General features: G+C 62.9%; 20 protein-coding genes and 1 tRNA gene. 11 read left to right on the top strand and 10 right to left on the bottom strand.

The features are described 5' to 3' along the window. Nucleotides 1-13: 13 nt before the first annotated feature. The 11 genes from ACSSVC_RS28250 (at nucleotide 14) to nadA (ending at nucleotide 14,862) form a co-directional block, all read left to right on the top strand. Nucleotides 14-89, top strand: a tRNA-Lys gene (locus ACSSVC_RS28250). A gap of 449 nt (nucleotides 90-538) precedes the next feature. After that, the gene (locus tag ACSSVC_RS28245; RefSeq protein ID WP_492611747.1) at nucleotides 539-1,777 is read left to right on the top strand and encodes an aspartate aminotransferase family protein; all 1,239 of its coding nucleotides are present in this window, start codon (nucleotides 539-541) and stop codon (nucleotides 1,775-1,777) included. 21 nt (nucleotides 1,778-1,798) lie between these two features. Next, nucleotides 1,799-4,675 carry an AMP-binding protein gene (locus ACSSVC_RS28240; protein ID WP_492611746.1) on the top strand — a complete coding sequence of 959 codons (2,877 nt, stop codon included), beginning with the start codon at nucleotides 1,799-1,801 and terminating at the stop codon, nucleotides 4,673-4,675. 10 nt (nucleotides 4,676-4,685) lie between these two features. Beyond that, nucleotides 4,686-5,621 (top strand): DMT family transporter, encoded by a 936-nt coding sequence (locus tag ACSSVC_RS28235; RefSeq protein WP_404937535.1) that lies wholly within the window; start codon nucleotides 4,686-4,688, stop codon nucleotides 5,619-5,621. After that, nucleotides 5,622-6,089, top strand: a complete 468-nt coding sequence (locus tag ACSSVC_RS28230; RefSeq protein ID WP_346632432.1) for a GNAT family N-acetyltransferase — start codon at nucleotides 5,622-5,624, stop codon at nucleotides 6,087-6,089. It abuts the gene before it with no gap. A 113-nt stretch (nucleotides 6,090-6,202) separates the two neighbouring features. Next, nucleotides 6,203-7,411 carry a Coenzyme F420 hydrogenase/dehydrogenase, beta subunit C-terminal domain gene (locus ACSSVC_RS28225; protein ID WP_492611745.1) on the top strand — a complete coding sequence of 403 codons (1,209 nt, stop codon included), beginning with the start codon at nucleotides 6,203-6,205 and terminating at the stop codon, nucleotides 7,409-7,411. Next, a complete protein-coding gene (locus ACSSVC_RS28220; RefSeq protein ID WP_346632430.1) occupies nucleotides 7,408-8,751 on the top strand; it encodes a 3-phosphoshikimate 1-carboxyvinyltransferase in 1,344 nt (447 codons plus the stop codon). The genes ACSSVC_RS28225 and ACSSVC_RS28220 overlap by 4 nt, the downstream gene beginning before the upstream one ends. Next, the gene (locus ACSSVC_RS28215) at nucleotides 8,751-9,761 is read left to right on the top strand and encodes a zinc-dependent alcohol dehydrogenase (RefSeq protein WP_492611744.1); all 1,011 of its coding nucleotides are present in this window, start codon (nucleotides 8,751-8,753) and stop codon (nucleotides 9,759-9,761) included. Before ACSSVC_RS28220 ends, ACSSVC_RS28215 begins: the two co-directional genes overlap by 1 nt. A 4-nt stretch (nucleotides 9,762-9,765) precedes the next feature. Then, on the top strand, nucleotides 9,766-12,834 hold the full coding sequence (locus tag ACSSVC_RS28210; protein WP_492611743.1) for an AMP-binding protein: 3,069 nt from the start codon (nucleotides 9,766-9,768) through the stop codon (nucleotides 12,832-12,834). After that, a complete protein-coding gene (locus tag ACSSVC_RS28205; protein WP_446439198.1) occupies nucleotides 12,831-13,472 on the top strand; it encodes a thioesterase domain-containing protein in 642 nt (213 codons plus the stop codon). The genes ACSSVC_RS28210 and ACSSVC_RS28205 overlap by 4 nt, the downstream gene beginning before the upstream one ends. 331 nt (nucleotides 13,473-13,803) lie before the next feature. Then, entirely contained in the window at nucleotides 13,804-14,862 is a 1,059-nt protein-coding gene (gene nadA, locus ACSSVC_RS28200) for a quinolinate synthase NadA (protein WP_346632426.1), read from the top strand. 63 nt (nucleotides 14,863-14,925) lie between these two features. Here the strand turns inward: nadA and ACSSVC_RS28195 are convergent, their stop codons facing one another. The 10 genes from ACSSVC_RS28195 to ACSSVC_RS28150 form a co-directional block, all read right to left on the bottom strand. Beyond that, a complete protein-coding gene (locus ACSSVC_RS28195; protein ID WP_346632425.1) occupies nucleotides 14,926-15,414 on the bottom strand; it encodes an RDD family protein in 489 nt (162 codons plus the stop codon). A 96-nt stretch (nucleotides 15,415-15,510) separates the two neighbouring features. After that, nucleotides 15,511-15,723, bottom strand: a complete 213-nt coding sequence (locus tag ACSSVC_RS28190) for a cold-shock protein (RefSeq protein WP_007977299.1) — start codon at nucleotides 15,721-15,723, stop codon at nucleotides 15,511-15,513. Between the two features lie 392 nt (nucleotides 15,724-16,115). Further along, nucleotides 16,116-17,240 (bottom strand): glycine cleavage system aminomethyltransferase GcvT, encoded by a 1,125-nt coding sequence (gcvT, locus tag ACSSVC_RS28185; RefSeq protein WP_346632424.1) that lies wholly within the window; start codon nucleotides 17,238-17,240, stop codon nucleotides 16,116-16,118. Between the two features lie 40 nt (nucleotides 17,241-17,280). Continuing rightward, complete coding sequence (locus ACSSVC_RS28180) at nucleotides 17,281-18,657, bottom strand: L-serine ammonia-lyase (RefSeq protein WP_492611742.1); 1,377 nt, start codon at nucleotides 18,655-18,657, stop codon at nucleotides 17,281-17,283. A gap of 177 nt (nucleotides 18,658-18,834) precedes the next feature. Then, complete coding sequence (gene gcvP, locus ACSSVC_RS28175) at nucleotides 18,835-21,690, bottom strand: aminomethyl-transferring glycine dehydrogenase (RefSeq protein ID WP_492611741.1); 2,856 nt, start codon at nucleotides 21,688-21,690, stop codon at nucleotides 18,835-18,837. A 10-nt stretch (nucleotides 21,691-21,700) separates the two neighbouring features. Beyond that, nucleotides 21,701-22,084: a glycine cleavage system protein GcvH gene (gcvH, locus tag ACSSVC_RS28170; RefSeq protein ID WP_102860578.1), complete on the bottom strand. Its 384-nt coding sequence runs from the start codon at nucleotides 22,082-22,084 to the stop codon at nucleotides 21,701-21,703. A gap of 415 nt (nucleotides 22,085-22,499) precedes the next feature. After that, complete coding sequence (gene gcsR, locus ACSSVC_RS28165; protein ID WP_404937530.1) at nucleotides 22,500-24,008, bottom strand: transcriptional regulator GcsR; 1,509 nt, start codon at nucleotides 24,006-24,008, stop codon at nucleotides 22,500-22,502. Between the two features lie 174 nt (nucleotides 24,009-24,182). Continuing rightward, nucleotides 24,183-24,542, bottom strand: a complete 360-nt coding sequence (locus tag ACSSVC_RS28160; protein ID WP_102860580.1) for a DUF5064 family protein — start codon at nucleotides 24,540-24,542, stop codon at nucleotides 24,183-24,185. A gap of 71 nt (nucleotides 24,543-24,613) precedes the next feature. Then, nucleotides 24,614-25,543 carry a carbamate kinase gene (gene arcC, locus ACSSVC_RS28155; protein WP_346632420.1) on the bottom strand — a complete coding sequence of 310 codons (930 nt, stop codon included), beginning with the start codon at nucleotides 25,541-25,543 and terminating at the stop codon, nucleotides 24,614-24,616. A gap of 88 nt (nucleotides 25,544-25,631) precedes the next feature. Next, nucleotides 25,632-26,642, bottom strand: a complete 1,011-nt coding sequence (locus ACSSVC_RS28150) for an ornithine carbamoyltransferase (protein ID WP_123726158.1) — start codon at nucleotides 26,640-26,642, stop codon at nucleotides 25,632-25,634. Nucleotides 26,643-26,681: the final 39 nt, after the last annotated feature.

Raw genomic sequence — 26,681 nt, 5'->3', positions numbered from 1 at the left:
GCCACCACACAGCGGGTCGTTAGCTCAGTTGGTAGAGCAGTTGGCTTTTAACCAATTGGTCGTAGGTTCGAATCCCACACGACCCACCATATTTGGCGGTTTAGAAAATCCGGAAGGCCCACGAAAGTGAGGATTTCCGGGTTTTTTTTTGCTTTGCAAAAAACCGTGATCCCGCCCCTCAGCTGCTCAGCTTGCCGTCCTCCCATCGCTCAAATATCGACTCTTCTGCAGAGGCTGGCCTTTTGCTGCTAGCCGGACTCCTCTCTAAAAACCTTGATAAATTCAGGGGCTTTATCTGAATTCCCCCTTTTTTTCAGTGGTTATCGCTTTAAATTCGAAATAAGTGCGGGTCTCGTTGACAGTGCAAATGCCTCCCGCGTAAATCTTGCCGCCATTGCCGACAGGGGTTGCGTCCCTGGCAAGGAGAACACGTACCAGGGTCGGTAACTTCGCAGTCAGCAGGGCTTTGCCCTGCCTGCACGAATCTGTCCCTGAGTATGTGCGTGAGTCACAAGCCCGGCTTACTCAAGGTGACAGGATGTTCACAGAAGCGGTTGCAATATCCGTTAAGCGCAGCGCCCCCTCCAGCCCTTCCGTTGTTCGTGGCAAGGGATGTTTTCTTTACGATGAGCAGGGCCAATCCTTTCTCGACATGTCCGGTGGCAGCGGTGCCGCCAACCTGGGTTATCAGCGCGATGACCTGGTCGAGGTCCTCAAGCGTCAATCCGAACTGCTGATTCATACCGGCTGGAACATCGACAACCCACAGCGCCATGAAGTGGTGGCCAAGCTGGCGGGCCTGGTGCCCTACGCGCAAGCTTCGGTGTTTGCCGCGGTCACCGGTGCCGAGGCGATCGAGGTGGCGCTGAAAATCGCCCGCGCCGCTACTGGACGCCAGGGCGTGGTGTATTTCCACAATGCCTTCCATGGCAAGACCCAGGGCGCCTTGTCGGTGACCTCCAACCGCAGTTTTCGCAAGCACCTGGCCGGTGGCGACAGCCTGCAACTGACCGCCATGACCCTGGATTATGACGCCGACCAGGACCCGGCCCGAGCCGCCCTGTGGCGCGAGCAACTGGCCGAGGATCTGCGCCAGGCGCAGCAGGCCAATCGCTTGCCGGCGGCGCTGATCATCGAGCCGATCCAGGCGGCGGAAGGCATGTACCCGGTGCCCCTGGCGTTGCTCGAAGCGATTGTCGAACTGGGCAAGACCTTCGGCGTGATCACCATCTTCGATGAGATCTACACCGGTTTCGGTCGCACCGGGACACCATTTTTCAGCAACCCGCAGCTACTGCCGGACTTGCTGGTCCTGGGCAAGGCCCTGGGCAACGGCTTGCCGATTTCTGCAGTGGTGGGCCGCCCGGAGTTGGTGGATTGCCTGGGGTATGCCGAGCATTCCTCCACCTTCACCCTGATGCCCCTGGCCTGCGCCATGGCCTCCAAGGTGCTGGACATCTATCACCAGGAACAACCCTGGGAGTGGGCGGCGAGCAACGGTGCCTATCTGCGCCAGGCCCTCGAGGAACTGGGGACGCAGGATTCGCGGGTGGCCAATGTGCGCGGTCGCGGCATGATGCTCGCCTTTGACTTCGAGGGGATCGGCAGCACCGGCGATGTACTGGCGCTGCGTAACCGCCTGCTGGAGCACGGCGTGATCGTGCGCACCGGCGGACGCAACCCGGCGACGGTCAAGCTGACCCCACCACTGAGCATCTCCCGACAGGAAATCCAGGCATTCATGCGGACGCTGCAGGGCGTTTGCCGCTCCCTCTAAAAACAACAAGGCAGGGATATCATGTTGCAGGCTTTTGCCCGCATGGCGGGTACCGATGTTGCAGATGCAGGAATCATTGATGTCCAGGGCAGCCTTGGTTTTGCCGAGCTCGACCAGCTGCGCGAGGCCTTCAGTGCCGAGCTGCAAGGGCTGTCGCAGCCGGTGGTGGCGCTGTATGCCAGCCATGGCCGGGCCCTGTATGCGGCGCTGATCGCGGCCTTGTCCGCTGCCCGGCGAGTGGTGTTCATTGACCCGGCGAGCAACCTGGACGAGCTGGCGCCGGTGCTTGAGCGCCTGGGCGTGAATCTGATCCTCAATGGCACAACCCGGCCCGGCCCGCAGCTGAGCGCCTCCTTGCCGGTGCTCGACCTGCTGCACTTGCAGCCCCGGCCTGTAGCCTCTGGCCGTGAATACCCGCTGCGCTGCCAGGAATACGTGATCTTCACCAGCGGCTCCACCGGCGAGCCCAAGGCCATAGTGCAGCGCATCGAGGCCTTGGATCGGCACATCGACAACTACATCGGCTATGTCGGTATCGGCTCCGGGCAGCGTGTCCTGCAACTGGCTTCCGCTGGCTGGGACGCCGGCCTGATGGACATCTTCGCCAGCCTGAAGACCGGCGCCACCCTGTGCAGCCTCAATCCCCGGGAACATGACTTCGCCGCCGTCGAGGCAATGATCGCTGAGCATGACATCGACGTGCTGCACATGACCGTGCCCTACCTGCGAGCCTTCTATAGCGACGCCAGCGCCACTTACACTCGGCCCAAGCGGCTGGTGATCGGCGGCGAGATCATCCACCCCTCGGACATCCAGCGTTTCAACCATGCCTTTGCGCCAGGTTCGCAATTGTTCAACGCCTACGGGCCGACCGAATGCACCACCGCGCTCTACGCCAGGATCGACCAGGGGCAGACCCTGCAGGAGCCGACCTGGGCCCTGGATCGGCCGGTGGAGGGCGTAACCCTGGACATTGCCCAAGAGCCGGAGCAGCCCTATGGCGAGGGTGTGGGTGAACTGCTGCTCTATTCCTCCCTGGTTGCCCGGCGCCTGGACCCGGCCAGCGGGCTGATCGTCGAGCTGACCCAGCCCAGCCCTACGGACCCGCAGCGCCCGTGCTACGCCACTGGCGATCTGGCGTGCCGCCTGCCCAATGGCGCCATCCGCTTGCTGGGGCGCAAGGATTCCATCGTCAAGGTCAACGGGCAGAAGGTCAGCCTGGTTCAGGTGGAGTCGGAGCTCAAGGCCCTGGCCCAGGTGCAGGAAGCCTGCGTGATCGCCCATCAGGTGGGGGACAACGTGGCCCTGGTGGCCTTTGTCATTGCCCGCGATGCCAGCCTCGGCGAAGACCTGCTGCGTCAGGCCGCCAGGGCCGCGCTACCGGCGCACAGGGTGCCGGCGCGGTTCATGCTGGTAGAGCGTTTCGCCCTGAACCGCAACAACAAGATCGACCGGCAGGCGCTCGCGCAATTGGCGGCCAGTGCCATGGCATCAGTGTCAGTGCAGGCCGCATCGGAGCCTTTGTGGCAAGCCATCGGCCAGGTGCTCGGCGGGCAGAGTGCGGATCCGGCCAGGAGTTTTATCGACAATGGCGGTGATTCGCTGCGGGCCTTGCAGGTGGTCGCCACGCTGAAGAGAAAAGGCCTGGTGCTGGACCTGGAGGAGCTGCTGTCGGATCAGGCGCTGGGGCAGTTGCAGCTGCAACCGGTGAAGGCCAAGGCCCGTCCCGGGGTTTCCCAAGCACAGGCCATTGGCTTGCCCAATCGGCGTTTTCTACTCAGCCGCGGGATCAGCGACCTGGACCACTGGAACCAGGCCCTGGTGCTGGATATCGCCGCGGGCGAGGAGCCTGGGCGGGTCAGTCAGGCGTTGCGGGCGATATTCAGCCATCACTTCATCGAGCAAGGTGTACAGGACCTCGGGTTACTGCCCGCCACGACAGACCTGCAGCAAGCCGTGGCCCAGACCTGCGCGACCATCTCCCTGAGTCAGGGGCAACGCTTGTGTTTCAGTCAGCAACAGGATGCCGATGGCCACCACCTGATCATTGCCGGGCATCAGTTCCAGGTCGATCGGTACTCCTGGATGCTACTGGTTTCCGAGCTGGACGAATGCCTGGGGCAGGGCCTGGAGTGCATGCAGCGCTGGGCCCGACCCACGGCTTTCGAGGAGTGGCAGCAGACCTACCAGCGTGAGCATGCCGCTGCTACCCATGAGGCGTTCTGGGAGGCGCTGCCCTGGAGCCGCTGCACACAGTTGACGGCGCAGCCGCCCGAGTTTCCCCGGCGCGAGGCGTTTCGGCGTGCCGAGCTGTCGCTGGGGCCGGTCGGCGACCTTGCGCAGTGGGCCCAGGGCGTGGTCGAGACCAGCCAGCTGTTGCTGGCGGCGATCCTTCGCGCCATGAGCCAGGGCGACGACAATCCGTTCCAGAAAGTCCATGTGCTGGATCACGGCCGGGCCCTGGACAAGAGCGGCGCCGAGCTCAACAGCGTGTTCGGCTGGCTGACGGTGATCTATCCCCTGGTGTTGCAGGTCGCCAGCCTGGACCTGCAGGAGATCGCCGGCGCAATCAAGGCCAGCCAACAGGCCAGCCAGGGGATCGCCCACAGTTTCGGCAACCGCTACTTCGCCACGCCCGAGGCCGAGCGGCTCAAGGGCCTGTTCGATTGTGGCTACAGCTACAACTTCCTCGGCGCCGTGGAGAACCAACCCGGGGCCCGGGTCGGCGTGCATCCATTGAGCCTGCAGTTGATGCAAGGCAGCCCCAGCCATCACCTGGAGTTCACCGGCTACCTGGCCGCGGGCGAGCTGTTGCTGAAAATCGATTACGACCCGCAGGTCTTCGGCGCCGAGCGCCTGGAGTCGCTGCTGAGCGGGATCGCCACGGCCTTGAACTAGAGAAACCTCCATGAACGCCATGCCCGATAACAACAAGAAACCTCGTTCACTGGTTGCCGTGCTGATGTTTCTCGGTTGCCTGCTGATCTGGTCCACCAACTGGATCGCCATCTCCCTGCAGGTGGAGCGCAGCGACGTCGGCTCTTCGCTGATGCTGCGCTTCCTGATCGCCTATGGGGTGCTGTGGTTGTGGCAACGGCTGTTCGCCGGTCCCCGGCAGCCAGTGACACGCAAGGCCTACCTGCTGATGGCCACGGTGGGGGCGGTGTACTTCTATGCCGGCATTGGCCTGGCCTACCTGGCCACTGCCTATCTGGGCGCCGCGCAGATGGCCTGCCTCAGCGCCTTCGTGATTTTCTTCATCATCGGTCTCAAGCGTGTGTTCCTGCAGGTGCCGGTTGCCTTGCACAACCTGCTCGGCGCAGTGGTGAGCATCGCCGGACTGGGGCTGTTCATGCTTGGCGATCCGGGGCGGCCGCTGTCGCTGGCCGGGGTGGCGCTGGGGCTGACGTCCTTTCTGGCAGTGGCCATCGCCTCGGTGCTTTCCGAACATATCCAGAAGACCTTCCAGCTCGGCACCCTGCACATCAACAAGGTGGCGTCCGGCTGGGCCTGCGCTCTGTACGCCATCAGCCTGCTGCTCAGCGGCCATGGGCTGCAGCTTCCCGGAACCCTGGCCGACCTCGGCATCCTGCTGTACCTGGGGGTGGTGTGTTCGGCGCTGGTGTTCGTGCTGTTCATCGACCTGATCAAGCGCATGGGCGCCGAGAACGCCGGCTACGTCGGCGTGTTGTACCCGATCGGTGCGAGCTACCTGTCGGCATGGCTGGGGGAGACGCCCCTGAGCCTGCACCTGATGCTAGGCAGTGCCTTGGTGATGCTGGGCAGCCTGATCAACTTCAAGTTTCGCTACCACCCCGCCCCCAAGAAAGTGGAGTTCAGCTGAATGAGCAACGTACGGATACGCCAGGCAACCACGGACGATCTGATCGGCATTTTCGAGGCCCACCGCAACTCGGTAGAGCGCCTGTGCACCTCTGAATACAGCGATCAGCAGATCCGCATGTGGCTTGATGGGCGCTCCCCGGAAACCTACCGCGAAGCCGTGGAAAAGGGCTCGTTGTGGCTGGCCGAGGGCGAGCAGATCGAAGGTTTCGTCGAGCTTGACGGCAACGAGGTCAGCAAGCTGTTCATTCGTGGCGACGGTGCCAGGCGCGGTATCGGCAGCCGCTTGCTGGAGGTGGCGCTCGCCCGGCTGCGGGCCAGTGGTGCCAGCTCCGCCTACCTGGAGGCGACCCTGACGGCCGAAGGCTTCTATGCCTACCACGGCTTCCAGAAGATCGGCGAAGGCACTTTCAGCCGTGGCAACAGCCCGGTGTCCATCGAAATCATCAAGATGGAACGCCCGCTTTGAGCTGACCGTCAGCGGCCACTTCAGTACTGCAGGTTCTGCCCGCACCCGATTCACGGGGGCGCGGCCGGCTGCACCCGGAAAACGGCACACGAGGCTTATCCAAGATGACAGGGATGTTATTGAAACTAACGGTGCTCGATCAGAATCTGTGTGCCGGTTGCGGCGCCTGTGCCCTGGTGTGTCCAGAGCAAGTGATCAGCTTCGACCCGGACCGGGTGGTGCCTTTGCTGGAGGGCATCGGCGACAGTTGTGGAAGTTGCACCGAGTGCCTGGCGGTCTGTCCGGGCTTGCAGCCGGATACCGATCGCGCCGAGCTGGAGCTGTTCGGTCGTACCCGCCGCACCGATGAGCGCTGGCTGGGAATCAGTCGCCAGGCCATCGGCGCGCGCTCCACCGATCCGCAGATTGTCCGGCGCTCCGCCAGTGGCGGTACCGCCACCACCTTGTTGCTGACCGCTCGGGAACACTTCGCCGTGGACCTGACCCTGACCATGGGCCGTCACCCCGAGCAGGGCTGGCGCAGCGCCCCGCAGCTGGGCAGCGCGGCGCAGGCGATCATCAACAATGCCCAGTCCACCTACCAACTGGCGCCCTACCTCAATGCCCTGCGTGAAGTTTACGAACAGCAGCCAGAGGCCCGCATCGCCCTGGTGGGGCTGGCCTGCCACGTGCAGGCGATCCGCAAGTTGCAGCGCCGGGACACGGCCATCGGCCATTGGGCCCGCAGCCAGATCGTCTGCGTGATCGAAACCGCCTGTTCCTCCAACACCTTGCCGGCCGGCACCCGCAGCATCATCAGCGAAGTGCTGGGCCAGGACCCGCAACAGGTCCGCGACATCAAGTACCGCGAAGGCGATTACCCCGGGCGCCTGCAAGTCACCCTGCTGGACAGCCAGACCTTCGGCATCGATTTCTGGGAAATCCTCGGCAAGCTCAAGGACAACAAGACCTTTCGCTGCCTCAGTTGCGGTGACTGGATGAGCGGGCTGGCCGACGTCAGCGTCTGTGACGGCGACCCGAACATCTTTGAAGCCAGCCTCAACGGTTCCGAGGAGCAGAAACACGGCCGTGCGCTGATCCGTACCGACACGGGCCAGGCCCTGGTGGACAGTGCCATCGCCCACGGCCGGCTGGAAAGCTGGGGCGTCGACCTGAGTGGCTTCAACCTCGGCCTTGAGCGCAAGAAGAACCGCCGGCGCTTCTACGAAACCCAGCCGCTGGCGCTGCCCGCCGGCCCCGGCGTGGGCGACCACTTCGAGGGCGAAGCGCTGGTGGACGACGCCGAACTGATCAACCCCGCCAAGTACAGGAGTACCCAATGATCGATTATCCGGACCGGCCCATCGATTTCACCCTGGACCGTGAACAGCAGGTCTGGGTCAACATCGATGGCTACCTGCCGTCGGACAAGTCCATCAGCCACCGGATGATCCTGTTCGCTGCGCTGGCTCGGCACCCGGTGCGCCTGCGGGATTTGAACCGGGGCAAGGCGGTGACCCTGCTGCTCGATGCCCTGCAGCAACTGGGCCTTGAGGTCACGCCGGGGCAAGCGCCACAGACCCTGGAGATCAGCGGTGAGTTCGCCCAGGCAACCCATGATCGGCGGGTCGACCTGGGGCCCTCCAGCGCTGCGGCGCGGCTGTTGATCGGGATGCTGGTGGGGCTCAATGTGCCGTGCATCGTCGACGGCGACGAGACCCTGCGCAATCGCCCCTTTGACTGGATCGTCGAACCCTTGAACCAGATGGGCGCCCACCTGGAGTACCTGGGCCGGCCGGGAGCACTGCCGATCCGCATCCACCCGGCATCGTTCCAGGGCGGTGCGGCGCAGATCCGGATTGGCAGTGCCCAGGCCATCAGTACCTTGCTGTTCGCCGGGGTCGCGGCACGCAAGCCAATGTCGATCCGTTACCCGGTGGTGGCCCGGGATCACACCCAGCGCATCATCAACAGTTTTGGCGACTGGCTGCAGGACGAGCAATTGCAGATCCACTATCAGCCCCGCGACTGTGCGATTCCCGCCGAGATAAGCGTTCCCCGCGACCCGTCGGCCATTGCCTATCCTGCCGCGCTGTTCCTGCTGTGCAACCGCTACCAGGAGCAGCAGTGCCTGAGCTTCGACAACGTATGCCTGAATCCGACGCGCCTGGGCTTCTTCAACTGGCTGCTGGCCTGCGGTTTCAACCTGACCCTGGAAGTGGACAGCATTCGCCATGGCGAGCCGGTGGGGCGTCTGCTACTGCGCGGCGGTGGCCGGCCCAGGGCCCATGACTTGCGCGACAAGCACCAGTTCCACGCGATGATCGACGAGGTGCCGCTGGCCCTGGCCATCAGCTGCGTGCTGCCGGGAAGTGCGACCTTCAGTGACCTTTACGAACTGACCTTCAAGGAGTCGGACCGGATCGCCGCCACCCGCAGCATGCTCAATGCCCTGGACCTGGACTATCGGGTCGAGGGCTACGACGTGCACGTCTCGGGTGGGCAGACACCGCGAGTGCAGGGGGCGATCCCGACCTTCGGCGACCATCGCCTGTCGATGACCGCCCATGTGCTACTGCTGGCCCACGGGCTCAAGGCCACCATCCTCGAAGGGCATTGCTACCAGACTTCCTTTCCAGGGTTTGCCCAATGCCTGGATCGCCTGACCGGACGGGAGGCCTGATGCGCGCCGATCGCTACACACTCACAGCCTGTGGCACCAATGGCGTGATCGCCGTTGAGGCGCCGCTCGCCGAACTGGCGGCTACCGAAGTGCGGGTGGCAGTGGACTACTCCATGGTCAGCCCGGGGACCGAGCGCCACTACCTGCAGCAGGTCCGCGAGACGGGCGAGCAGTTGCCGCTGGGCTACTGCGCGGTCGGGGTGGTTCGTGCGGTCGGGGCCCAGGTTGCAGGCTTGCAGCCGGGGGACCGGGTGGTGGCCATGGGCTGGAAGATCGCCACCCATTCCAACTGGATTCAGGTGCCGCAGCGTCTGGTGTGCAAGGTGCCGCCGTCACTGACTCAGGACCAGGCGATTCTCGCCACCCTGGGCGCCACGGCCGTGCACGCGGTGGACCGTGCGCAATTGCTGGCGGGGGAACAGATTCTGGTGGTGGGCATGGGCCTGGTGGGCAAGATGCTGGGCCTGGTGGCGGCCTGTCATGGCGCGCAGATCTGGGTTGCCGACCTGAACCCGGCCGCCATCGATCCGGGCCTGCCGGTGCAGGTGCTCGACCTGCTGGCCGAGCCTGGGGCGATGGCCGGGCGCTTCACCCGGATCTTCCTGTGCATCGATGGCGATATCAGCGCCTTGTTTGCGCGCTTGCTGGCCCTGCTCGCCCCGGAGGGCAACGGGCAAACCCGTTCGCGGCTGGTGAATGTCGGGCGAGTCAGCCTGACCCTGGAGCTCTCGCCGCAAATGGGCAACATCGACATCGTCAACGTTTCCCGCTGCGGCAACGGTTATCGCGACGACGCTTACCATCATGGCCTCAAGAACGTGCAGTGCCCGGTGGGGGAAGCCAGTGTGGAGCGCAATATCGCGCGCTGCCTTGACTACCTGGTGGCCGGCAAGGCCTGGCTGGAGCACTTGCAGCGAGTCGAGATGGACCTGGAGCAGGCATTGCAGACCTACAACAGCGCGGCGTTCTTCGCCCCTGGAATCAACCTGATCAAGCACAGGGAAGGGTAACGGCATGGGCCACCTATCTATTGCTTCGCGCCTGAATGAAGTCTTCGCCCACCACGCCACGGACACCGCGCTGAGCTGCAACGGCGCACGACTCAGCTACCGGGAGCTGGAGCAGCGCTCGGCTCGGGTGGCGGCGCGGCTGCTGGGCCTCGGCCTGTCACCGGGCAGCACCCTGGGCCTGGAAGTGGAGCGTTCGATCGAACAACTGGTGCTGCTGGTGGGCATGGTCCGGGCAGGCCTGTCGTACTGCTATCTGGACCGCAGCAATCCGCCCCAGTGGAACCAGTCGGTCTGTGAGCGCAGCGGCGTGCATTGGCGCATCACCCAGGATGTGGCCGGTGGCCCAGGGTACCTGGCACTGGAGTCATTGCTGGCGCCGACGGACGAGGCACCGTGCTGGCCGCAGCTAACCGGTGCCGAGCCGGTGTACGTGAACTTTTCCAGCGGCACTACCGGCGCACCAAAGATCATTCCCTGCACCCATCGTGGGGTGTTGGGCTTTTGCGACCGCCCGCGACACTTTCCGCTGCAGCCGGGCTTTCGCATGCTCTATGCCTCGAACCTGACTTTTGATGCCTCGCAGTTCGAGATCTGGACCGCGCTGCTCAATGGCGGCGAGCTGCATATCCATGTCCCTGGTCCGCTGACCCTTGGGCACCTGCGGCGTTACATCCATGACGCTGGGGTCGACAGCCTGTGGCTGACCTCGACCCTGTTCAATACCTTCATCGACATCGATCGCGACTGGCTGCGGGGCGTCCAGCGGCTGATGGTCGGCGGCGAGGTACTGTCCGCGGGGCATATCCAGCAGGCCTATGCCGCCGCCGACGGGCTGACGCTGTACAACGGTTATGGCCCCACGGAAAACACCATGGGCACCTGTGTCTATGCCATTCCCCGGGACGTTGACAGCACCCGGGAGATCCCCATTGGCCATGGCGTGGACGATGCTGTGCTGTTGCTGATGCGTGCCGACGGGCAGGAATGCGACGTGGATGAGCCCGGCGAATTGCTGATTGCCGGGGGCGGGCTGTCCCCCGGTTATCTTGGGGACGTCGCGCTGACCCGGGAGCGCTTCATCGAACTGCCGTGGCAGGGCCAGACGCTGCGTTGCTACCGCAGCGGCGATCTGGTGTCCCGCGATGGCCAGGGCCTTTATCACTTTCACGGCCGCAGCGATGACCAGATCAAGTTGTGTGGCCAGCGCCTGTCGCTGACTGAAGTGGCTGCGGCCTTCAAGCGTTACCCGGGAATGCTCGACTGTGCGGTGCTGCTGGATGATCTGCGGAGCGAGGCCCAGTTGCTGCTGGTGTACCTGGAAGCCCCAGGGGTCGAGCCCGGGGCGCTGGCCGAGTATGGTCGGCAACGCCTGCCACCGTTCATGGTGCCGCAGCGCTTTGTCGGGCTTGAACGTTTTCCCCTGCGGGCGTCCGGCAAGCTGGATATCGCTGAACTGAAGCAGCGTCTGTGCTGTGAACATCCGACCGGTGAAGCGGACGCGTCGGTGGCGGGGCGGTTTCTCGCGCGCTTCGGCGTGTTGGCCCATGACCGTCAGCGCAGCTTCTTCGACAACGGAGGCAACTCTCTGGGGGCGATCAAGCTGGTGGACACGGTGAACCGGCACCTGGGCCGGGAGGGCCTGGGTCTGGAGCAGTTCTACCGCATGAGCAGCCTGCAGCAGTTGCTGGACTGGCTGCAGGCGCAGCCTGCTTTGGCGTCGTTGCTGGAAAGGGGTACCGAGCAGTACTACGTCACGCCACTGCAGCAGGAGTCCCTGTCCGAAGCCCATGCAGGGTTTTCGATCAGCACCCACCTGGGGCGTTTTGCCGTGGTCCGCGCCACCTCCGCCAGCCAGGCCCGGGAGGCGCTGCACAGCGTTCCCGAGCCGTTGCAGGCGGCTGGCGACAGTCGCTGGATCGGCCTGAACAAGAGTCAGCTGTCGATGGTCTATGCCGAGCTGTTGCACAAGGACCTGCGGGCCAACAACGTGCTCTATCTGTTCCGGCCCGAGCAGTTGCCGGCCGCCGGGGTGGACCTGGCGACGCTGGCCCAGGGGCTGAAGCAGCGCTATCCGCTAACGGCCTGTCGAGTGGCACGGGTCGAGGGCGAGTACTGTTTTGACCTGGCTCCCGAGCCGCCTGCGCGCCTGTGGCAGGACGCCGTGGCGGAGTTCCCCAGCCAGGAGGCCTGCGTGGAACACTTCCTCCAGCGGCCGCTGTCGTTGTTCGAGCAGGACCTGTGCAGCCTGTTCAAGGTGCGCGTTGACGGCGTCCTGCACCTGGGGCTGTGGCTGCATCACATTCTCGGCAATCACGTCGGACAACTGAGCCTGCTGCGCAGTGTTGAGCAGTTGGCGCAGGACCCGCAGTTGATATCGGAGGGGGCGGATTTCTCTTTTATCGGTAACAACCTGATGCAGGCCGAGGACTATGAGCGCCTGGCAGATGCCGGCACCGAGGCCTGGGAGCAGGAGGCCGACGAGTATGCGCCGCTGGCCGATGCCGCGGCGCCGGTGACCACCGCCCAGGCCGTACAGATGCGGACGCGGTTGGCCATGGACCCGCTGAAGCTGGCCTCGCCACAACGCCTGTTCCACCTGTTGCAGGCATTTCGCCAGGGCTGTGCCGGGGGACTGGGGATCGAAGCGCCTATCGTCAATCTGCTGTTCGCCTGGGCCGAGCGTGCGGTGATCAGCGGTTTCTCCACTTACACCGTGCCGGTGCCACTGACACCGCAGCGATTTGCCGAGGGTTGCGAGCCGCAGGCCACCCAGGATTACCTGAATGCCAAGCTGGCCCGCGCGGCGCTCGGCTATGAGGAGATACTTGCTGCGCTGGGCTTGTACGGCTTTGCCCCGGCGTTTCTGTGCAACTTCGTCGAGTTGCCGGCCAGTGATGCACAGTGGCTGCAAACCCGGATCGCCAACCCGGTCACGGAGTGGCCCAAGACCCTGCTCGATCTGACGCTGGTCAAGTCGGCCCAGGACTGCGAGGTGCTGCTCAACAGCTATTTGCCAGAGCCGCAGGCCCGGGCCTTCCTTGAGTGTTTTGTTGCGGCGGGGGAGCGGGGATGAAGCTGATCTGCTTTCCCGACTTCGTCGGCCATCCGATCTGTTTTTCCGCCCTGGGGCGGGCGCTCAAGGGGCGGGTGTCGCTGGTGCAGGTCAACTACAGCGACTACTGGCCCTATTCCAGTGTCGACGCCCTGGCCCGAAACATTGCCCAGGAGCACGACCTGAGTACAGTGGACGCGGTACTTGGTTATTCCTTCGGCGCCTATGTGGCCGCTTGTTGCGTGGCACAGCGGAGCCCGGCGAGTGCGCCGCAGCCCGTATTGCTGGTGGACCCGCCACGGCTGTCCGAGCTACGAGGACTGGCCCCGGCCGCCATTGCCCAACGCCTGGAAGCCGACCCGCAGTACGCCTACATCGACGACCTGGTGGATGCGCAGTTGGTCAGCCGCGACTGCGTCCACGGCAATATCCTGTTGCTCTCAGAGTGGCAGGCCGTGCCGCTGACGGGAGTCGCGGTGGATGTGCTGCTGTCCGCCGGTCGCAGCGCCGAGGCGCTGGCCCAGGGCTTGGGCCTCGATCCGGCCCAGGACAATCGCTATTGGCGGGATGAGCAGAGTCACCATGGTTCGGTGATCAACAGCACCGACGTGGCGACCTGGCTTCTGGATCGCGCTGCCGTGCCGCGAATCGCTTGGTGAGCGGTTGTGGGCTGTTCGGGGGGCGTGAAGTTCCTGTCGGGTCGTTCCTCGTACTTCCTGGTGGTGCACGCCGGACCGGGGCTGGGTAGTGCCCTGTCCGACCAGCGGGCCAGGGCGTAGCTTGGGGGCGTGCGGGCAGATACGGAGCCGGCGGGGCAGGGCATGGCTGTTGGGCAGAATAGGCTTTTGAATACCCTGGATATTCTGTAGCCTTGCGCGGCTCCAATGCTGTCCGTACCTGATGAACTCACTCTCCCGGCGGGGCCCTAAGCGGTCCGGAGCCGGTGGTATACTCGACTTTCGCGCCCAAGCGCCTGCAGGTCTTGCGAACATGACGCAAATTTCTGAACGCCTTCTGGTTCAAGCCCACCTCGACGCCAAGCAGCCCAAACCCTTGAGCGCTGAGCAAGAGGCCCATCTGCGCACCGCCATCGCTGCCGAGCTCAAGGCTCAGGATGCGGTGCTGGTTGCACATTTCTATTGTGATCCGGTGATTCAGGCCCTGGCCGAAGAAACCGGTGGCTGTGTTTCCGACTCCCTGGAAATGGCGCGCTTCGGCAATGCCCACCCGGCCAAGACCGTAGTGGTTGCCGGTGTCCGCTTCATGGGCGAGACGGCGAAGATTCTCAATCCTGAAAAACGCGTGCTGATGCCGACGCTGGAAGCCACTTGCTCTCTCGATCTGGGTTGCCCGGTGGATGAGTTCTCGGCTTTTTGCGATCAGCACCCTGAGCGTACCGTGGTGGTGTATGCCAACACCTCGGCAGCGGTCAAAGCCCGCGCCGATTGGGTGGTCACCTCCAGTTGCGCCCTGGAGATCGTCGAAAGCCTGATGGATAACGGCGAGAAGATCATCTGGGGCCCGGACAAGCACCTGGGCACTTATATCCAGCGCCAGACCGGTGCCGACATGCTGCTCTGGGACGGTGCATGCATCGTTCATGAAGAGTTCAAGTCCAAGCAACTGGAAGACATGAAGGCGCTGTACCCAGAGGCGGCTATCCTGGTGCACCCGGAGTCCCCCAGCTCGGTGATCGATCTGGCTGACGCCGTTGGCTCCACCAGTCAGTTGATCGCTGCCGCGCAGCGTCTGCCGAACAAGACATTCATCGTCGCTACCGACCGCGGCATCTTCTATAAGATGCAGCAGCTGTGCCCGGACAAGGTGTTCATCGAGGCGCCTACTGCCGGTAACGGTGCGGCGTGCCGCAGTTGCGCCCATTGCCCGTGGATGGCCATGAATACCCTTGAGCGTACCTTGCAGTGCCTGCAGCAGGGCAGCAACGAGATCCATGTGGACCCGGCGCTGGTCCCCAATGCCGTTCGGCCGCTCAAGCGCATGCTGGACTTTACCCAGGCGGCGCGGATGAAACTGGCGGGTAACGCCTGATCGGTTTTCTCCCGTGGTCATGAAAACGCCCCGATCTGTCGGGGCGTTTTTGTGAGTGGCGGGCTATTTCTTTTTCTTGGGGATGCGCACCAGCTGGGTATTGGAATAGATGTCGTGCCAACTGCGTTTCTGCTTGTCCACCAGTACCCAGAAGAAGCCCAGGCCGGCGCACAGCCAGGACGCGATGGACACCATGAAGCGCAACAGGGCCTGCCACAGACTGATGCGGCTGCCATCGGCGTTCTGCACCCGAATGCCCCAGACCTGCATGCCCAAGGTCTGTCCGGAATGGGTCCAGAACTTGGCGAAGAAGCCGAACAGCACGAACAGCAGCACGGTGGAGTACAGTGGGTCGCCGTCCAGGGCTCCAGATTCGGTCAGGGCACGCATCCGCGCTTCGCCGATGATTTGCATCTGGATCAGTTTGTAGATGCCGCCCGTGACAATCAGCAGGGCGACGCAGAGTAGAAAATCATAGAACATCGCTGCCAGGCGACGACCCAGACCGGCGGCGGGGAATTCGCCTTGGGGGCTTAGCAGATGTTTCGACATGACAGGCTCTCGACTGAAAAAAGAAGCCATTTTACGGAATTGCGCGCACAAAAAAGCCCCTGATGTCAGCATCAGGGGCTTTTTCGTTACAGACGATTAAGCTTCTGCTTGTACTTCGTCAGCCTGCATGCCTTTCTGGCCTTGCACAGCGATGAAGGTCACTTTTTGGCCTTCTTTCAGGCTCTTGAAGCCGTTGCCCTGAATGGCGCGGAAGTGTACGAACAGATCCGGACCGCTTTCTGGAGTGATAAAACCAAAACCTTTCTCGTCGTTAAACCACTTGACGGTACCGCTCTGACGTTGGGACATTTCTTATTTCCTTTGACGCTAAAAAATTAATGACAGTCTCCTTCTCATGAAAGAGTACTGGGCTGGGTTGCAGGAAAGTAAGAGACGTCGAACGGGTTGTAGCAAACTTGTTAGCTACTGCCCAGGTCACGATTCCAAGCGACCCATGCAAACACAGTGGGGAAACTCTACGCCAACTATGGGAGAAAAAACAAGCCCCGCGAAGCCCCGGTTTTACTCAGCTTACCGAGGTTTGGCGGAACTAGCGTGCAGGGCTTATTCGATAGAGTTGTTCAATTGTTTTCAGGCGTTATAAGTAGAGTTCAGTATCGAAAATATGCACTGTTTTATGGCGGTTGCGTTACAGATTAGTGCACTTTTAACGCAACCGCGTTACTTATAGAAACAGTCCTTTAGCCACGGTAGTAGCGTTGTGGCACGAATGGCATTTTGCTTACAAGCATTGGCACCTTTTTCCCACGAACTATCGCAGCAACTGGCGTATCAAGTGCACTGTGCTTCACGTCGAGGTAACCCATGGCCAATGGACCGCCCAAGGTCGGGCCGAAGCCGCCGCTGCAGACGCTGCCGATGATGTTGCCTTCAGCGTCGACGATTTCCGCGCCTTCTCGTACCGGCGTCCGTTCCTGGGGCAGAAGGCCGACGCGTTTGCGACTGACCCCCTCCTGTTGTTGGGAAAAGATCGCCTGGGCCCCGGGGAAACCGCCAGCGCGGGCGCCGTCGGTGCGGCGGACCTTGGAGATAGCCCACAGCAGGCTGGCCTGGATCGGCGTCGTGTCGCTGTTCATATCGTGGCCATACAGGCACAGACCGGCTTCCAGGCGCAGGGAGTCACGGGCGCCCAGCCCAATGGCCGCCACTTCCGGCTCGGCCAGCAGCGCCCGGGCGAGTTTTTCCGCCTGATCAGCCGGCACCGAGATTTCGAAGCCATCCTCCCCGGTGTAACCCGAACGGCTGACAAAACAGTCGGCTCCCAGCACCTGCACCGGCTTGAACTGCATGAAGGTCATCGTCGCCACTTCCGGTGCCAGGCGTGCCAGCACGGTGACCGCTGCCGGGCCTTGCAGTGCCAGCAGGGCGCGCTCTTCGAACAGGGGTTGAATGTCGCATTGATCGCCGATGTGCTGGCGCAGATGGGCCAGGTCCTGCTCCTTGCAAGCGGCGTTGACCACCAGGAACAGTTGCTCGTCGCCCAGGTTGGCGACCATCAGGTCGTCGAGGATGCCGCCCTGTTCGTTGGTGAACATGGCGTAGCGTTGCATGCCCACCGGCAAGTCGATGATGTCTACCGGCACCAGGGTTTCCAGAGCCTTGGCGGCATTGGCACCGCTCAAGCGGATCTGCCCCATGTGGGACACATCGAACAGACCGGCGTGCTCACGGGTGTGCTGATGCTCTTTCATCACCCCAAGCGGGTACTGCACCGGCATGTCGTAGCCGGCGAAAGGCACCATGCGGGCGCCGAGTTCCAGGTGCAGGCTGTGCAATGGGGTTTTCAACAGTGTTTCGGTGGACATGGGCAACTCCTGAAAAATGTGCGGATGCGTCGCTTGGGCATCAGCACTCGATAATGTTCACGGCCAGACCGCCACGGGCGGTTTCCTTGTATTTGCTTTTCATGTCGGCGCCGGTCTGGCGCATGGTGCGAATGACCTTGTCCAGGGAGACGAAATGCTGCCCGTCTCCGCGCAGGGCCATGCGCACCGCGTTGATGGCTTTCACCGAACCCATGGCATTGCGCTCGATGCAGGGCACCTGCACCAGGCCGCCAATCGGGTCGCAGGTCAATCCCAGATTGTGTTCCATGCCGATTTCCGCCGCGTTCTCCACCTGCTGCACGCTGCCCCCGAGCACCTCGCACAAGGCCCCGGCCGCCATCGAGCAGGCCACGCCGACTTCACCCTGGCAGCCGACTTCGGCACCGGAGATCGAGGCGTTTTCCTTGTACAGAATGCCGATGGCGGCCGCAGTCAGGAGAAAGCGCACCACCCCGTCTTCGTTGGCGCCGGGTATGAAGCGTATGTAGTAATGCAGCACCGCGGGAATGATCCCGGCTGCACCGTTGGTGGGGGCGGTGACCACTCGCCCGCCGTTGGCGTTTTCTTCATTCACCGCAAGGGCGTAGAGGTTGACCCAGTCCAGCACCGACAGGGCATCGCGCAAGGCCGCTTCCGGGTGCTTGCACAACTGGCGGTGCAGGGCCGCGGCACGACGCTTGACCTTGAGTCCGCCGGGCAGAATCCCTTCATTGCGACAGCCAGCATCCACGCAGTCCTGCATCACCTGCCAGATCTTCAGCAGTCCGGCACGGGTTTCCGCTTCCGGGCGCCAGGCGCTTTCATTGGTCAGCATCACCTGGCTGATGGACAAACCGTAGGTGCTGCAGTGTTGCAGCAGTTCCTTGGCGTTCCTGAAGGGGAAGGTCAAGCGGGTGGTGTCTTCGACGATGCGGTCGGCACCGGCGGCGTCTTCGTCGACAACGAAACCGCCACCGACCGAGTAGTACTCACGGCTACGGGTCTGCAGGCCGGCGCTATCGAAGGCGCGAAAGATCATGCCGTTAGGGTGATAGGCCAGGGGTTTGCGGATCATTGCCAGGTGTTCTTTCTCGTTGAACGCAATGCTGTGTTCGCCGAGTAGATCGATACGTCCGCTGCCGCGTATCTGCTGCAGGCGTGCGGCGATGTTTTCGGTATTCACGGTGTCCGGGTGTTCACCTTCCAGGCCCAGCAGCACCGCTTTGTCGCTGCCGTGGCCTTTACCGGTGGCGCCCAGCGAGCCGTACAGCTCGACCTTGACGCAGGTGGTGCTGGCCAGCAGCTGATCGCGACGCAGGCCTTCGACAAAACGCGCGGCGGCGCGCATCGGGCCGACGGTGTGGGAGCTGGAGGGGCCGATGCCAATCTTGAACAGGTCGAACACGCTCAGGGACATGTTGGTTCTCCGGTTTCTTATTGTATTGATCGGCAGGCAAGCACTTGCAGGAGCGTGTTTGCCCGCGATCCAGGCGACGCGGTTCTACCCGATTGATGCGTTGCTCATCGCTGGCGAGCCGGCTCCTACAGGTATACGCGGTATCTGCAGGGGCACGGCTCTCCAGTGATGGACGGCTCAAGCGTCCTGGTAGCTTTCGATCGACGGGCAGGCACACACCAGGTTGCGGTCGCCAAACACGTTGTCGACCCGGCCAACCGGCGGCCAGTACTTGCCTTCGATCAGCGACGCTACCGGATACACGGCCTGCTCACGGCTGTACGGATGGGACCATTCGCCCACCAGTTCTGCCGCCGTGTGCGGAGCGTTTTTCAGTGGGTTGTCGTCCTTGTCCAGGACGCCGTTTTCCACGGCGCGGATTTCTTCGCGGATGCGGATCATGGCGTCGCAGAAGCGGTCCAGTTCTTCCTTGGATTCGCTTTCGGTCGGTTCGATCATCAGCGTACCGGCCACCGGGAACGACATGGTCGGCGCGTGGAAGCCAAAATCGATCAGGCGCTTGGCCACGTCATCGACGCTGATGCCGCTGCTGTCTTTCAAAGGACGCAGGTCGAGGATGCATTCGTGGGCCACCAGGCCGTTGCTGCCGGTATAGAGCACTGGATAGTGTTCTTCCAGGCGGCGCGAAATGTAGTTGGCATTGAGGATGGCCAGCTGCGAAGCGCGCTTGAGACCGGCACCGCCCATCATGCGGATGTACATCCAGGTGATCGGCAGGATGCTGGCGCTGCCGAAGGGGGCGGCACAGACCGCGCCTTTCTTGTTTTCCAGCGCAGCATGGCCAGGCAGGAAAGGCGCCAGGTGCGATTTGACGCCGATTGGGCCGACACCAGGACCGCCACCGCCGTGGGGAATGCAGAAAGTCTTGTGCAGGTTCAGGTGGGACACGTCGCCACCGAACTTGCCCGGTGCGCAGAGGCCGACCATGGCGTTCATGTTGGCGCCGTCGATGTACACCTGGCCGCCGTTGTCATGAATGATGCCGCAGATTTCGCGGATGCCTTCTTCGAACACGCCGTGGGTCGACGGGTAGGTGATCATCAGTGCGGCGAGGTGCTCGCGGTGCTCGATGGCCTTGGCTCGCAGGTCCTCGATATCCACGTTGCCCCGAGCGTCGCAGGCGGTGACCACCACGCGCATGCCGGCCATGTTGGCGGTGGCCGGGTTGGTGCCGTGGGCCGACGATGGAATCAGGCAGATGTCGCGACGGTCATCGCCACGGCTCTGGTGATAGGCACGAATGGCCAGCAGACCGGCGTACTCGCCCTGGGAGCCGGCGTTGGGCTGCAGGGAGACGGCGTCGTAGCCGGTCGCGGCGCAGAGCATCGCTTCCAGCTCGGTGGTCAGTTGCTGGTAGCCGGCGCTTTGCTCGGCCGGGGCGAAGGGGTGCAGCGCACCGAACTCGGCCCAGGTGATCGGGATCATTTCGCTGGCGGCGTTGAGCTTCATGGTGCAGGAGCCCAGCGGGATCATGGTGCGATCCAGGGCCAGGTCCTTGTCCGCCAATTTGCGCAGGTAGCGCATCAGCTCGGTTTCCGAGTGATAGCGGTTGAACACCGGGTGGCTGAGGATCGCCGACTGACGCACCAGGGCGGCGGGAATGCTGCTGGTGACCGAAGCCGCCAGTGCGGCGAAGTCCGGCGCGGCCTTGCCTTCGCCCAGCAGGTTCCACAAGCCTTCAACGTCGGCCTGGGTGGTGGTTTCGTCCAGGGACAGGCCCAGGCGCTCGGCGTCGATGACCCGCAGGTTGATACCCTGGGCGCGAGCCTTGTCGTGCAGCGCGGCGGTGCGGGCACCGGTATGCAAGCTCAAGGTGTCGAAGAAGTTGTCCTGCTCCACGGCCAGACCCAGGTCGCCCAGGCCTTTGGCCAGGATCGCGGTCAGTTGGTGGATGCGCTGGGCAATCTGGATCAGGCCTTTGGGGCCGTGGTACACGGCGTACATGCTGGCGATGTTGGCCAGCAGTACCTGGGCGGTGCAGATGTTGCTGGTGGCTTTCTCACGGCGGATATGCTGCTCGCGGGTCTGCATGGCCAGGCGCAGGGCCGGCTTGCCGAAACGGTCTACCGAGACACCGACCAGACGGCCCGGCATGTCGCGCTTGAAGGCATCGCGAGTCGAGAAGTAAGCCGCATGCGGACCACCGAAGCCCAGCGGTACACCGAAGCGCTGGGCGCTGCCGATGGCCACGTCGGCACCGAACTCACCTGGCGGGGTCAGCAGGGTCAGGGCCAGCAGATCCGCGGCCACGGCCACCAGGGCGTTGGCGGTGTGGAAGCGCTCGGCCAGTTCGCGGTAGTCGAACAGGTCACCGTTGCTCGCCGGGTATTGCAGCAGGGCACCGAAGAACGGGCTGACATCGGTCAGTTTGCGCTCATCGCCCACCACCACGTTGATCCCCAGGGGCTCGGCACGAGTGCGCAGTACGTCCAGGGTTTGCGGGTGGCAATGCACGGAAGCGAAGAAGGCGTGGCTGCCCTTGTTCTTGCTCAGGCGCTTGCAGAAGGTCATGGCCTCGGCGGCGGCAGTGCCTTCGTCCAGCAGCGAAGCATTGGCGATGGGCAGACCGGTCAGGTCGCTGATCAGGGTCTGGAAGTTCAGCAGGGCTTCCAGGCGACCTTGGGAGATTTCTGGCTGGTAGGGGGTGTAGGCGGTGTACCAGGCCGGGTTTTCCAGCAGGTTGCGCAGGATCGGCGAAGGCGTGTGACAGCTGTAGTAGCCCTGGCCGATGTAGGTCTTGAACAACTTGTTCTTGTTGGCGATGGCCTTGATCGAGGCCAGGGCCTCGGCTTCGCTCTGGCCATGGCCCAGGTCCAGTACGCTGGTGCCCTTGATGCTTTCGGGAATCACGCTGGCGCTCAGGGCTTCCAGGGAGTCGAAGCCCAGGCTGTTGAGCATGGCTTGCTCATCGCCCTGGCGCGGACCGATGTGGCGCGCGATGAATTCGTTGGCGGTAGTCAGGTTGACGGTCATGACGGGCTCCTCAGGCTTCGGCGCTGGCTTTGATCAGGCGGTCGTAGGCGTCCTGATCCAGCAGTTGGCCGACAGCGGCGGCATCCGCGGGAATGAAGCGGAAGAACCAGCCTTCGCCCAGCGGATCTTCGTTGACCAGTTCCGGGCTGTCTTCCAGGGCCGGGTTAGTGGCGACCACTTCCCCGTCCAGGGGCATGTACACACCGCTGGCGGCCTTCACCGATTCCACGGTGGCGGCTTCGGCGCCCTTGTCGTAGCTCTGCAGCTCCGGCAGTTGCACAAACACCACATCACCCAGGGCGTTCTGGGCGAAAGCCGTGATGCCGACGGTGACACTGCCATCCGCTTCGCTACGCAGCCATTCGTGATCTTCAGTAAAACGCAACTCGCTCATGGAAACTCCTCAAGGGCCAGACTCGTCTGGTGGACGCGATTGAATGCTCGTGCAGGGCCGAGCCGAATGGCAATGTCCATAGCAAGAACACGGCCAATATTGATTTGTTCTTTTAAGATCAATGATTTGAGCGTTTTATCGAAAAGCCTGAAGGGCTTGCTTGTAGCGAAATCGCTACATCTGGCCCTGTAGAAAAAAGGCTTTGAGGATCAAAGCCTTGCACGGCAGCGATTACAAGGATGTGTAGCGAAATCGTTCCGCTGTAGCGCTTTCAGTACAGTTGCAGGTCGCTTCTAGAACGGTAGACGCGGCGGGGAGGTAGGAGCTGGCTTGCCAGCGAAAGCGCCCTTAAGAGCGACACAGGGCTTGAGGGCCTCTTCGCCGGCGAGCCGGCTCCTACGGATGAGGGGGCAGGTCAGGCCTTGCCGGGGATGCCGTACTTGCGCAGGCGATGGGCGATGGCCGTGTGGGAGGTTTGCAGGCGGTTGGCCAGTTGCCGGGTCGAGGGGTAGTTGACGTAGAGGGTTTCCAACAATTCCTTCTCGAAGGCTTCCACTGCCTGTTCCAGGCTCTCGACTTCGGCATCGTTCTGCCGTGCCACCGAGGTGCCGGCGATGTCCAGATCACCGATGTCCACCAGATTGCTTTCGCAAATGGCCGCCGCCCGGAAGATCACGTTCTGCAATTGCCGTACGTTGCCCGGCCAACGGTTGCCCAGCAGGGCGGGGTAGGTGCCCGGGGTCAGGCGACACACTGGGCGCTGGATCTGCGCGCAGGCCTGCTGCATGAAGTAGCGGGCCAGCAGCAGGATGTCCTGGCCGCGTTCGCGCAGCGGCGGCACTTCGACATTCAATACGTTGAGGCGATAGAACAGGTCTTCGCGGAAGCTGCCTTCGCCGACCATCTTTTCCAGGTCACGATGGGTAGCGCTGAGGATGCGCACATTGACCTTGATCTCGCGATCGCCACCGACCCGACGAAAGCTGCCGTCGTTGAGAAAACGCAGCAGCTTGGCCTGCAGGTAAGGCGACATCTCGCCGATTTCATCGAGAAACACCGTGCCCTGGTTGGCCAGCTCCATCAGCCCCGGCTTGCCGCCGCGCTGGGCCCCGGTAAAGGCCCCGGGGGCGTAGCCGAACAGTTCACTCTCGGCGAGGTTTTCCGGCAGCGCCGCGCAGTTCAGGGCCAGGAAGGGCGCGCTGTGCCGGGTGCTGATGGCGTGGCAGGCACGAGCCACCAGCTCTTTGCCGGTGCCGGTTTCCCCCTGGATCAACAGCGGTGCATCCAGGGCCGCGACCCGTTGGGCCCGAGCCTTGAGCGTGCGAATTGCCGGGGATTCGCCGAGCAGCGCATCGAAGCCTTCGGCATGATCGTGGTGCAGGGCCGAGAGTCGCTCACCGATGCGGTTGGGTTGATACAGGGTCAGCAGCGCGCCGGCGTCGGTAATGGGGGTGGCGTCCAGCAGCAGTGTCTGTCCGTTGACCATGATTTCCCGCAGCGGCAGGCGAAAGCCGTTTTCCAGCAGGGCCTCCAGCAGCGCGGCATCGGCAAACAGTTCGGCGACGCTTTCTCCCGCCGGTTCACGGCCATACAGGGCAATCAGCGCCGGGTTGGCCAGCAATACCTTGCCGGCGCTGTCCAGGGCCAGCACCGGATCGGTCATGGCCGCCAGCAAGGCGTCCAACTGCAAGTGGCGACGCTGGCCGGGCAGGATGTCGACCACCGTTACCGCCTGCACGCCCTGTACGTTGAACAGCGCATCGCGCAACTCTTCCAGTACCTGGGGGCTCAGGGTCGGGGCGTCGATATAGACGTTGGGCGGCACCATTTCCACCGCATCCAGGTTGAGATTGCGTCCGCCCAGCAGGGCCAGGACTTCCTGGGTAATGCCGACGCGGTCGATGAAGCTGACGTGGATACGCATGGGGAGGCAGAGGCTTCTGGAACACTGAAGGGCGCCAGTATGCCTTGGGCGATGGCCTTAGTCGAAATCGGTGGGGCTGTTGTAGGAGCCGGCCTGACGGCGAAGGCGGACCAGATCCCCAGGCATGGCGCTGGTCATTTCGCCGGCAAGCTGGCTCCTACAGAAGGGGGGAGGTCATGCCAGGTGTTCGGGGTTTATCGGGTCGCCGGGCTTGACGTTCAGTTGCTTGCGTACGTCTTCGAACATCTCGTCGTAGTACTTGTGCATGGAGGCAATACTGGCGCTCTTGGGCAAGCCGTACTGTTGGGCGATGCGGGTCGCGTGACGGGCGAAGTCAAAGGCCAGGTCCTTGGCCAGGAAGAACTGCTCTTTCAAGGATTTGTCTTCAATGGTGCCGTGCAGGGTGAACAGCATGCCATGACCCTCCTTGGGGTCCTGGGCCAGTTCGTAGTCGATGCACAGGTTGTAGCTGAAGTCGTCCTTGCTCAGCGCATGGCGCTCTATATGCAGGTGACCGGGCTCAAACATGGCCATAGGCGTCTCTCCTCCAGGGCTTTGAATGAGGGCAGGCACCGGGCCCGCCCCGTGTTCTCACAGCAAGCGTCTTACAGGTAGCTGATGCCGGTTTTTGCCGTGCTGATGCGGGTGCCGGCCTTGCCCTGGACGATCGCTTCGATGTCCGAGAGTGAACCGATCACCGCGACTTTGCCAGTGTGCCGGGCAAATTCGCAGGCGGCCTGGACCTTCGGTCCCATGGAGCCGGCGGCAAAGCCCAGCTTCTCCAATTCATCCGGATGGGCCTGGGCAATGGCCTTCTGGGTGGGTTTTCCGAAGTCGATGAATGCTGCGTTGACGTCGGTGGCGATCACCAGCAAATCGGCTTCGAGTTGCTCGGCCAGCAGCGCAGAACACAGGTCCTTGTCGATCACCGCCTCGATGCCCTTGAGCTTGCCGTCCTCGCCGTACATCGTCGGAATGCCGCCACCGCCGGCGCAGATCACGATGCTGCTTTTTTCCAGCAGCCACTTGATCGGGCGGATTTCGAAAATGCGCTTGGGCTTGGGACTGGCCACCACTCGACGGTACTTGTCGCCGTCCGGGGCAATGGCCCAGCCTTTTTCCTTGGCCAGCTTCTCGGCTTCTTCCTGGCTGTAGACCGGGCCGATGGGCTTGGTCGGGTTCTTGAAGGCCGGGTCCTTGGCGTCCACTTCCACCTGGGTCAGCAAGGTGGCAAAGGGCACCTCGAAGTCCAGCAGGTTGCCCAGTTCCTGTTCGATGATGTAGCCGATCATGCCTTCGGTCTCGGCGCCGAGCACGTCCAGCGGGTAGGGCGAAACCTGGGTATAGGCGGCTGCCTGCAACGACAGCAGGCCCACTTGTGGGCCATTGCCGTGAGCGATCACCAACTGGTTGCCGGGATGGATCTTGGCGATCTGTTCAGTGGCGATGCGGATGTTGGCGCGTTGGTTGTCCGCAGTCATGGGTTCACCACGGCGGAGCAGGGCGTTACCGCCCAGTGCAACGACGATACGCATAATGCAGTCCTTCTAGAGGCTCTGTAGGAGCCGGCTTGCCGGCGAACAGCAGTTCGCTGGCAAGTCAGCCCCGGCAGGGGGAGGCGAGTTAGAGGTCGGCCAGGGTCGAAACCAGGATCGCCTTGATGGTGTGCATGCGGTTCTCCGCTTGCTCGAAGGCGATGCAGGCCGGGGACTCAAACACGTCGTCGGTGACTTCGATGCCGTTGGCCAGATGCGGATACTGCTCGGCGATCTGTTTGCCCACCTTGGTGTCGCTGTTGTGGAAGGCCGGCAGGCAGTGCATGAACTTGGTCCGAGGGTTGCCGGTGGCTTTCATCAGTTGGGTGTTGACCTGATACGGCAGCAGTTGCTCGATGCGCTCGGCCCAGGCTTCCACCGGTTCGCCCATGGAGACCCAGACGTCGGTGTGGATGAAGTCCACGCCTTTGACTGCGGCCTTCGGATCTTCGGTGAGGGTGATGCGGGCACCGCTTTCTTCGGCGTATTGCTTGCAGCGCTGCACCAGGTCGTCATGGGGCCATAGGGCCTTGGGCGCGCAGATGCGCACGTCCATGCCGAGCTTGGCGCCCACCAGCAGCAGCGAGTTGCCCATGTTGTTGCGGGCGTCCCCCAGGTAGGCGTAGCTGATCTCGTGGATCGGCTTGTCGGCGTGTTCACGCATGGTCAGCACGTCGGCGATCATCTGGGTTGGGTGGTATTCGTCGGTCAGGCCGTTGAACACCGGAACCCCGGCGAACTTCGCCAGTTCTTCGACGATTTCCTGCTTGAAGCCGCGGTACTCGATGGCGTCGTACATGCGCCCCAGCACTCGGGCGGTGTCCTTCATGCTTTCCTTGTGGCCGATCTGCGACGAGTTGGGGTCGATGTAAGTGACGTTGGCGCCCTGGTCATAGGCGGCCACTTCGAAGGCGCAGCGGGTACGGGTGGAGGTCTTTTCGAAGATCAGCGCGATGTTGTTGCCCTTGAGGTGCTGCTGCTCGGTGCCGGTGTACTTGGCGCGCTTGAGGTCGCGGGACAGGTCCAGCAGGTAGCGCAGTTCGCGTGGGGTGTGGTGTTCCAGGCTCAGCAGGTTACGGTTGTGGATGTTGAACGCCATGATTATTTTCCTCGGATTCGGTAATCGGTCCGACCGGCG

It is taken from the genome of Pseudomonas sp. E1BtOHC1 (assembly GCF_058744285.1).
This window is presented reverse-complemented; position numbering and strand designations above follow the sequence as displayed.

Excerpts from the sequence above, each read along its gene's own strand:
- ACSSVC_RS28245 (WP_492611747.1), top strand. The coding sequence starts at position 539 with ATGTTCACAGAAGCGGTTGCAATATCCGTTAAGCGCAGCGCCCCCTCC.
- ACSSVC_RS28240 (WP_492611746.1), top strand. The coding sequence starts at position 1,799 with ATGTTGCAGGCTTTTGCCCGCATGGCGGGTACCGATGTTGCAGATGCA.
- ACSSVC_RS28235 (WP_404937535.1), top strand. The coding sequence starts at position 4,686 with ATGAACGCCATGCCCGATAACAACAAGAAACCTCGTTCACTGGTTGCC.
- ACSSVC_RS28230 (WP_346632432.1), top strand. The coding sequence starts at position 5,622 with ATGAGCAACGTACGGATACGCCAGGCAACCACGGACGATCTGATCGGC.
- ACSSVC_RS28225 (WP_492611745.1), top strand. The coding sequence starts at position 6,203 with ATGTTATTGAAACTAACGGTGCTCGATCAGAATCTGTGTGCCGGTTGC.
- ACSSVC_RS28220 (WP_346632430.1), top strand. The coding sequence starts at position 7,408 with ATGATCGATTATCCGGACCGGCCCATCGATTTCACCCTGGACCGTGAA.
- ACSSVC_RS28215 (WP_492611744.1), top strand. The coding sequence starts at position 8,751 with ATGCGCGCCGATCGCTACACACTCACAGCCTGTGGCACCAATGGCGTG.
- ACSSVC_RS28210 (WP_492611743.1), top strand. The coding sequence starts at position 9,766 with ATGGGCCACCTATCTATTGCTTCGCGCCTGAATGAAGTCTTCGCCCAC.
- ACSSVC_RS28205 (WP_446439198.1), top strand. The coding sequence starts at position 12,831 with ATGAAGCTGATCTGCTTTCCCGACTTCGTCGGCCATCCGATCTGTTTT.
- nadA (WP_346632426.1), top strand. The coding sequence starts at position 13,804 with ATGACGCAAATTTCTGAACGCCTTCTGGTTCAAGCCCACCTCGACGCC.
- ACSSVC_RS28195 (WP_346632425.1), bottom strand. The coding sequence starts at position 15,414 with ATGTCGAAACATCTGCTAAGCCCCCAAGGCGAATTCCCCGCCGCCGGT.
- ACSSVC_RS28190 (WP_007977299.1), bottom strand. The coding sequence starts at position 15,723 with ATGTCCCAACGTCAGAGCGGTACCGTCAAGTGGTTTAACGACGAGAAA.
- gcvT (WP_346632424.1), bottom strand. The coding sequence starts at position 17,240 with ATGTCCACCGAAACACTGTTGAAAACCCCATTGCACAGCCTGCACCTG.
- ACSSVC_RS28180 (WP_492611742.1), bottom strand. The coding sequence starts at position 18,657 with ATGTCCCTGAGCGTGTTCGACCTGTTCAAGATTGGCATCGGCCCCTCC.
- gcvP (WP_492611741.1), bottom strand. The coding sequence starts at position 21,690 with ATGACCGTCAACCTGACTACCGCCAACGAATTCATCGCGCGCCACATC.
- gcvH (WP_102860578.1), bottom strand. The coding sequence starts at position 22,084 with ATGAGCGAGTTGCGTTTTACTGAAGATCACGAATGGCTGCGTAGCGAA.
- gcsR (WP_404937530.1), bottom strand. The coding sequence starts at position 24,008 with ATGCGTATCCACGTCAGCTTCATCGACCGCGTCGGCATTACCCAGGAA.
- ACSSVC_RS28160 (WP_102860580.1), bottom strand. The coding sequence starts at position 24,542 with ATGGCCATGTTTGAGCCCGGTCACCTGCATATAGAGCGCCATGCGCTG.
- arcC (WP_346632420.1), bottom strand. The coding sequence starts at position 25,543 with ATGCGTATCGTCGTTGCACTGGGCGGTAACGCCCTGCTCCGCCGTGGT.
- ACSSVC_RS28150 (WP_123726158.1), bottom strand. The coding sequence starts at position 26,642 with ATGGCGTTCAACATCCACAACCGTAACCTGCTGAGCCTGGAACACCAC.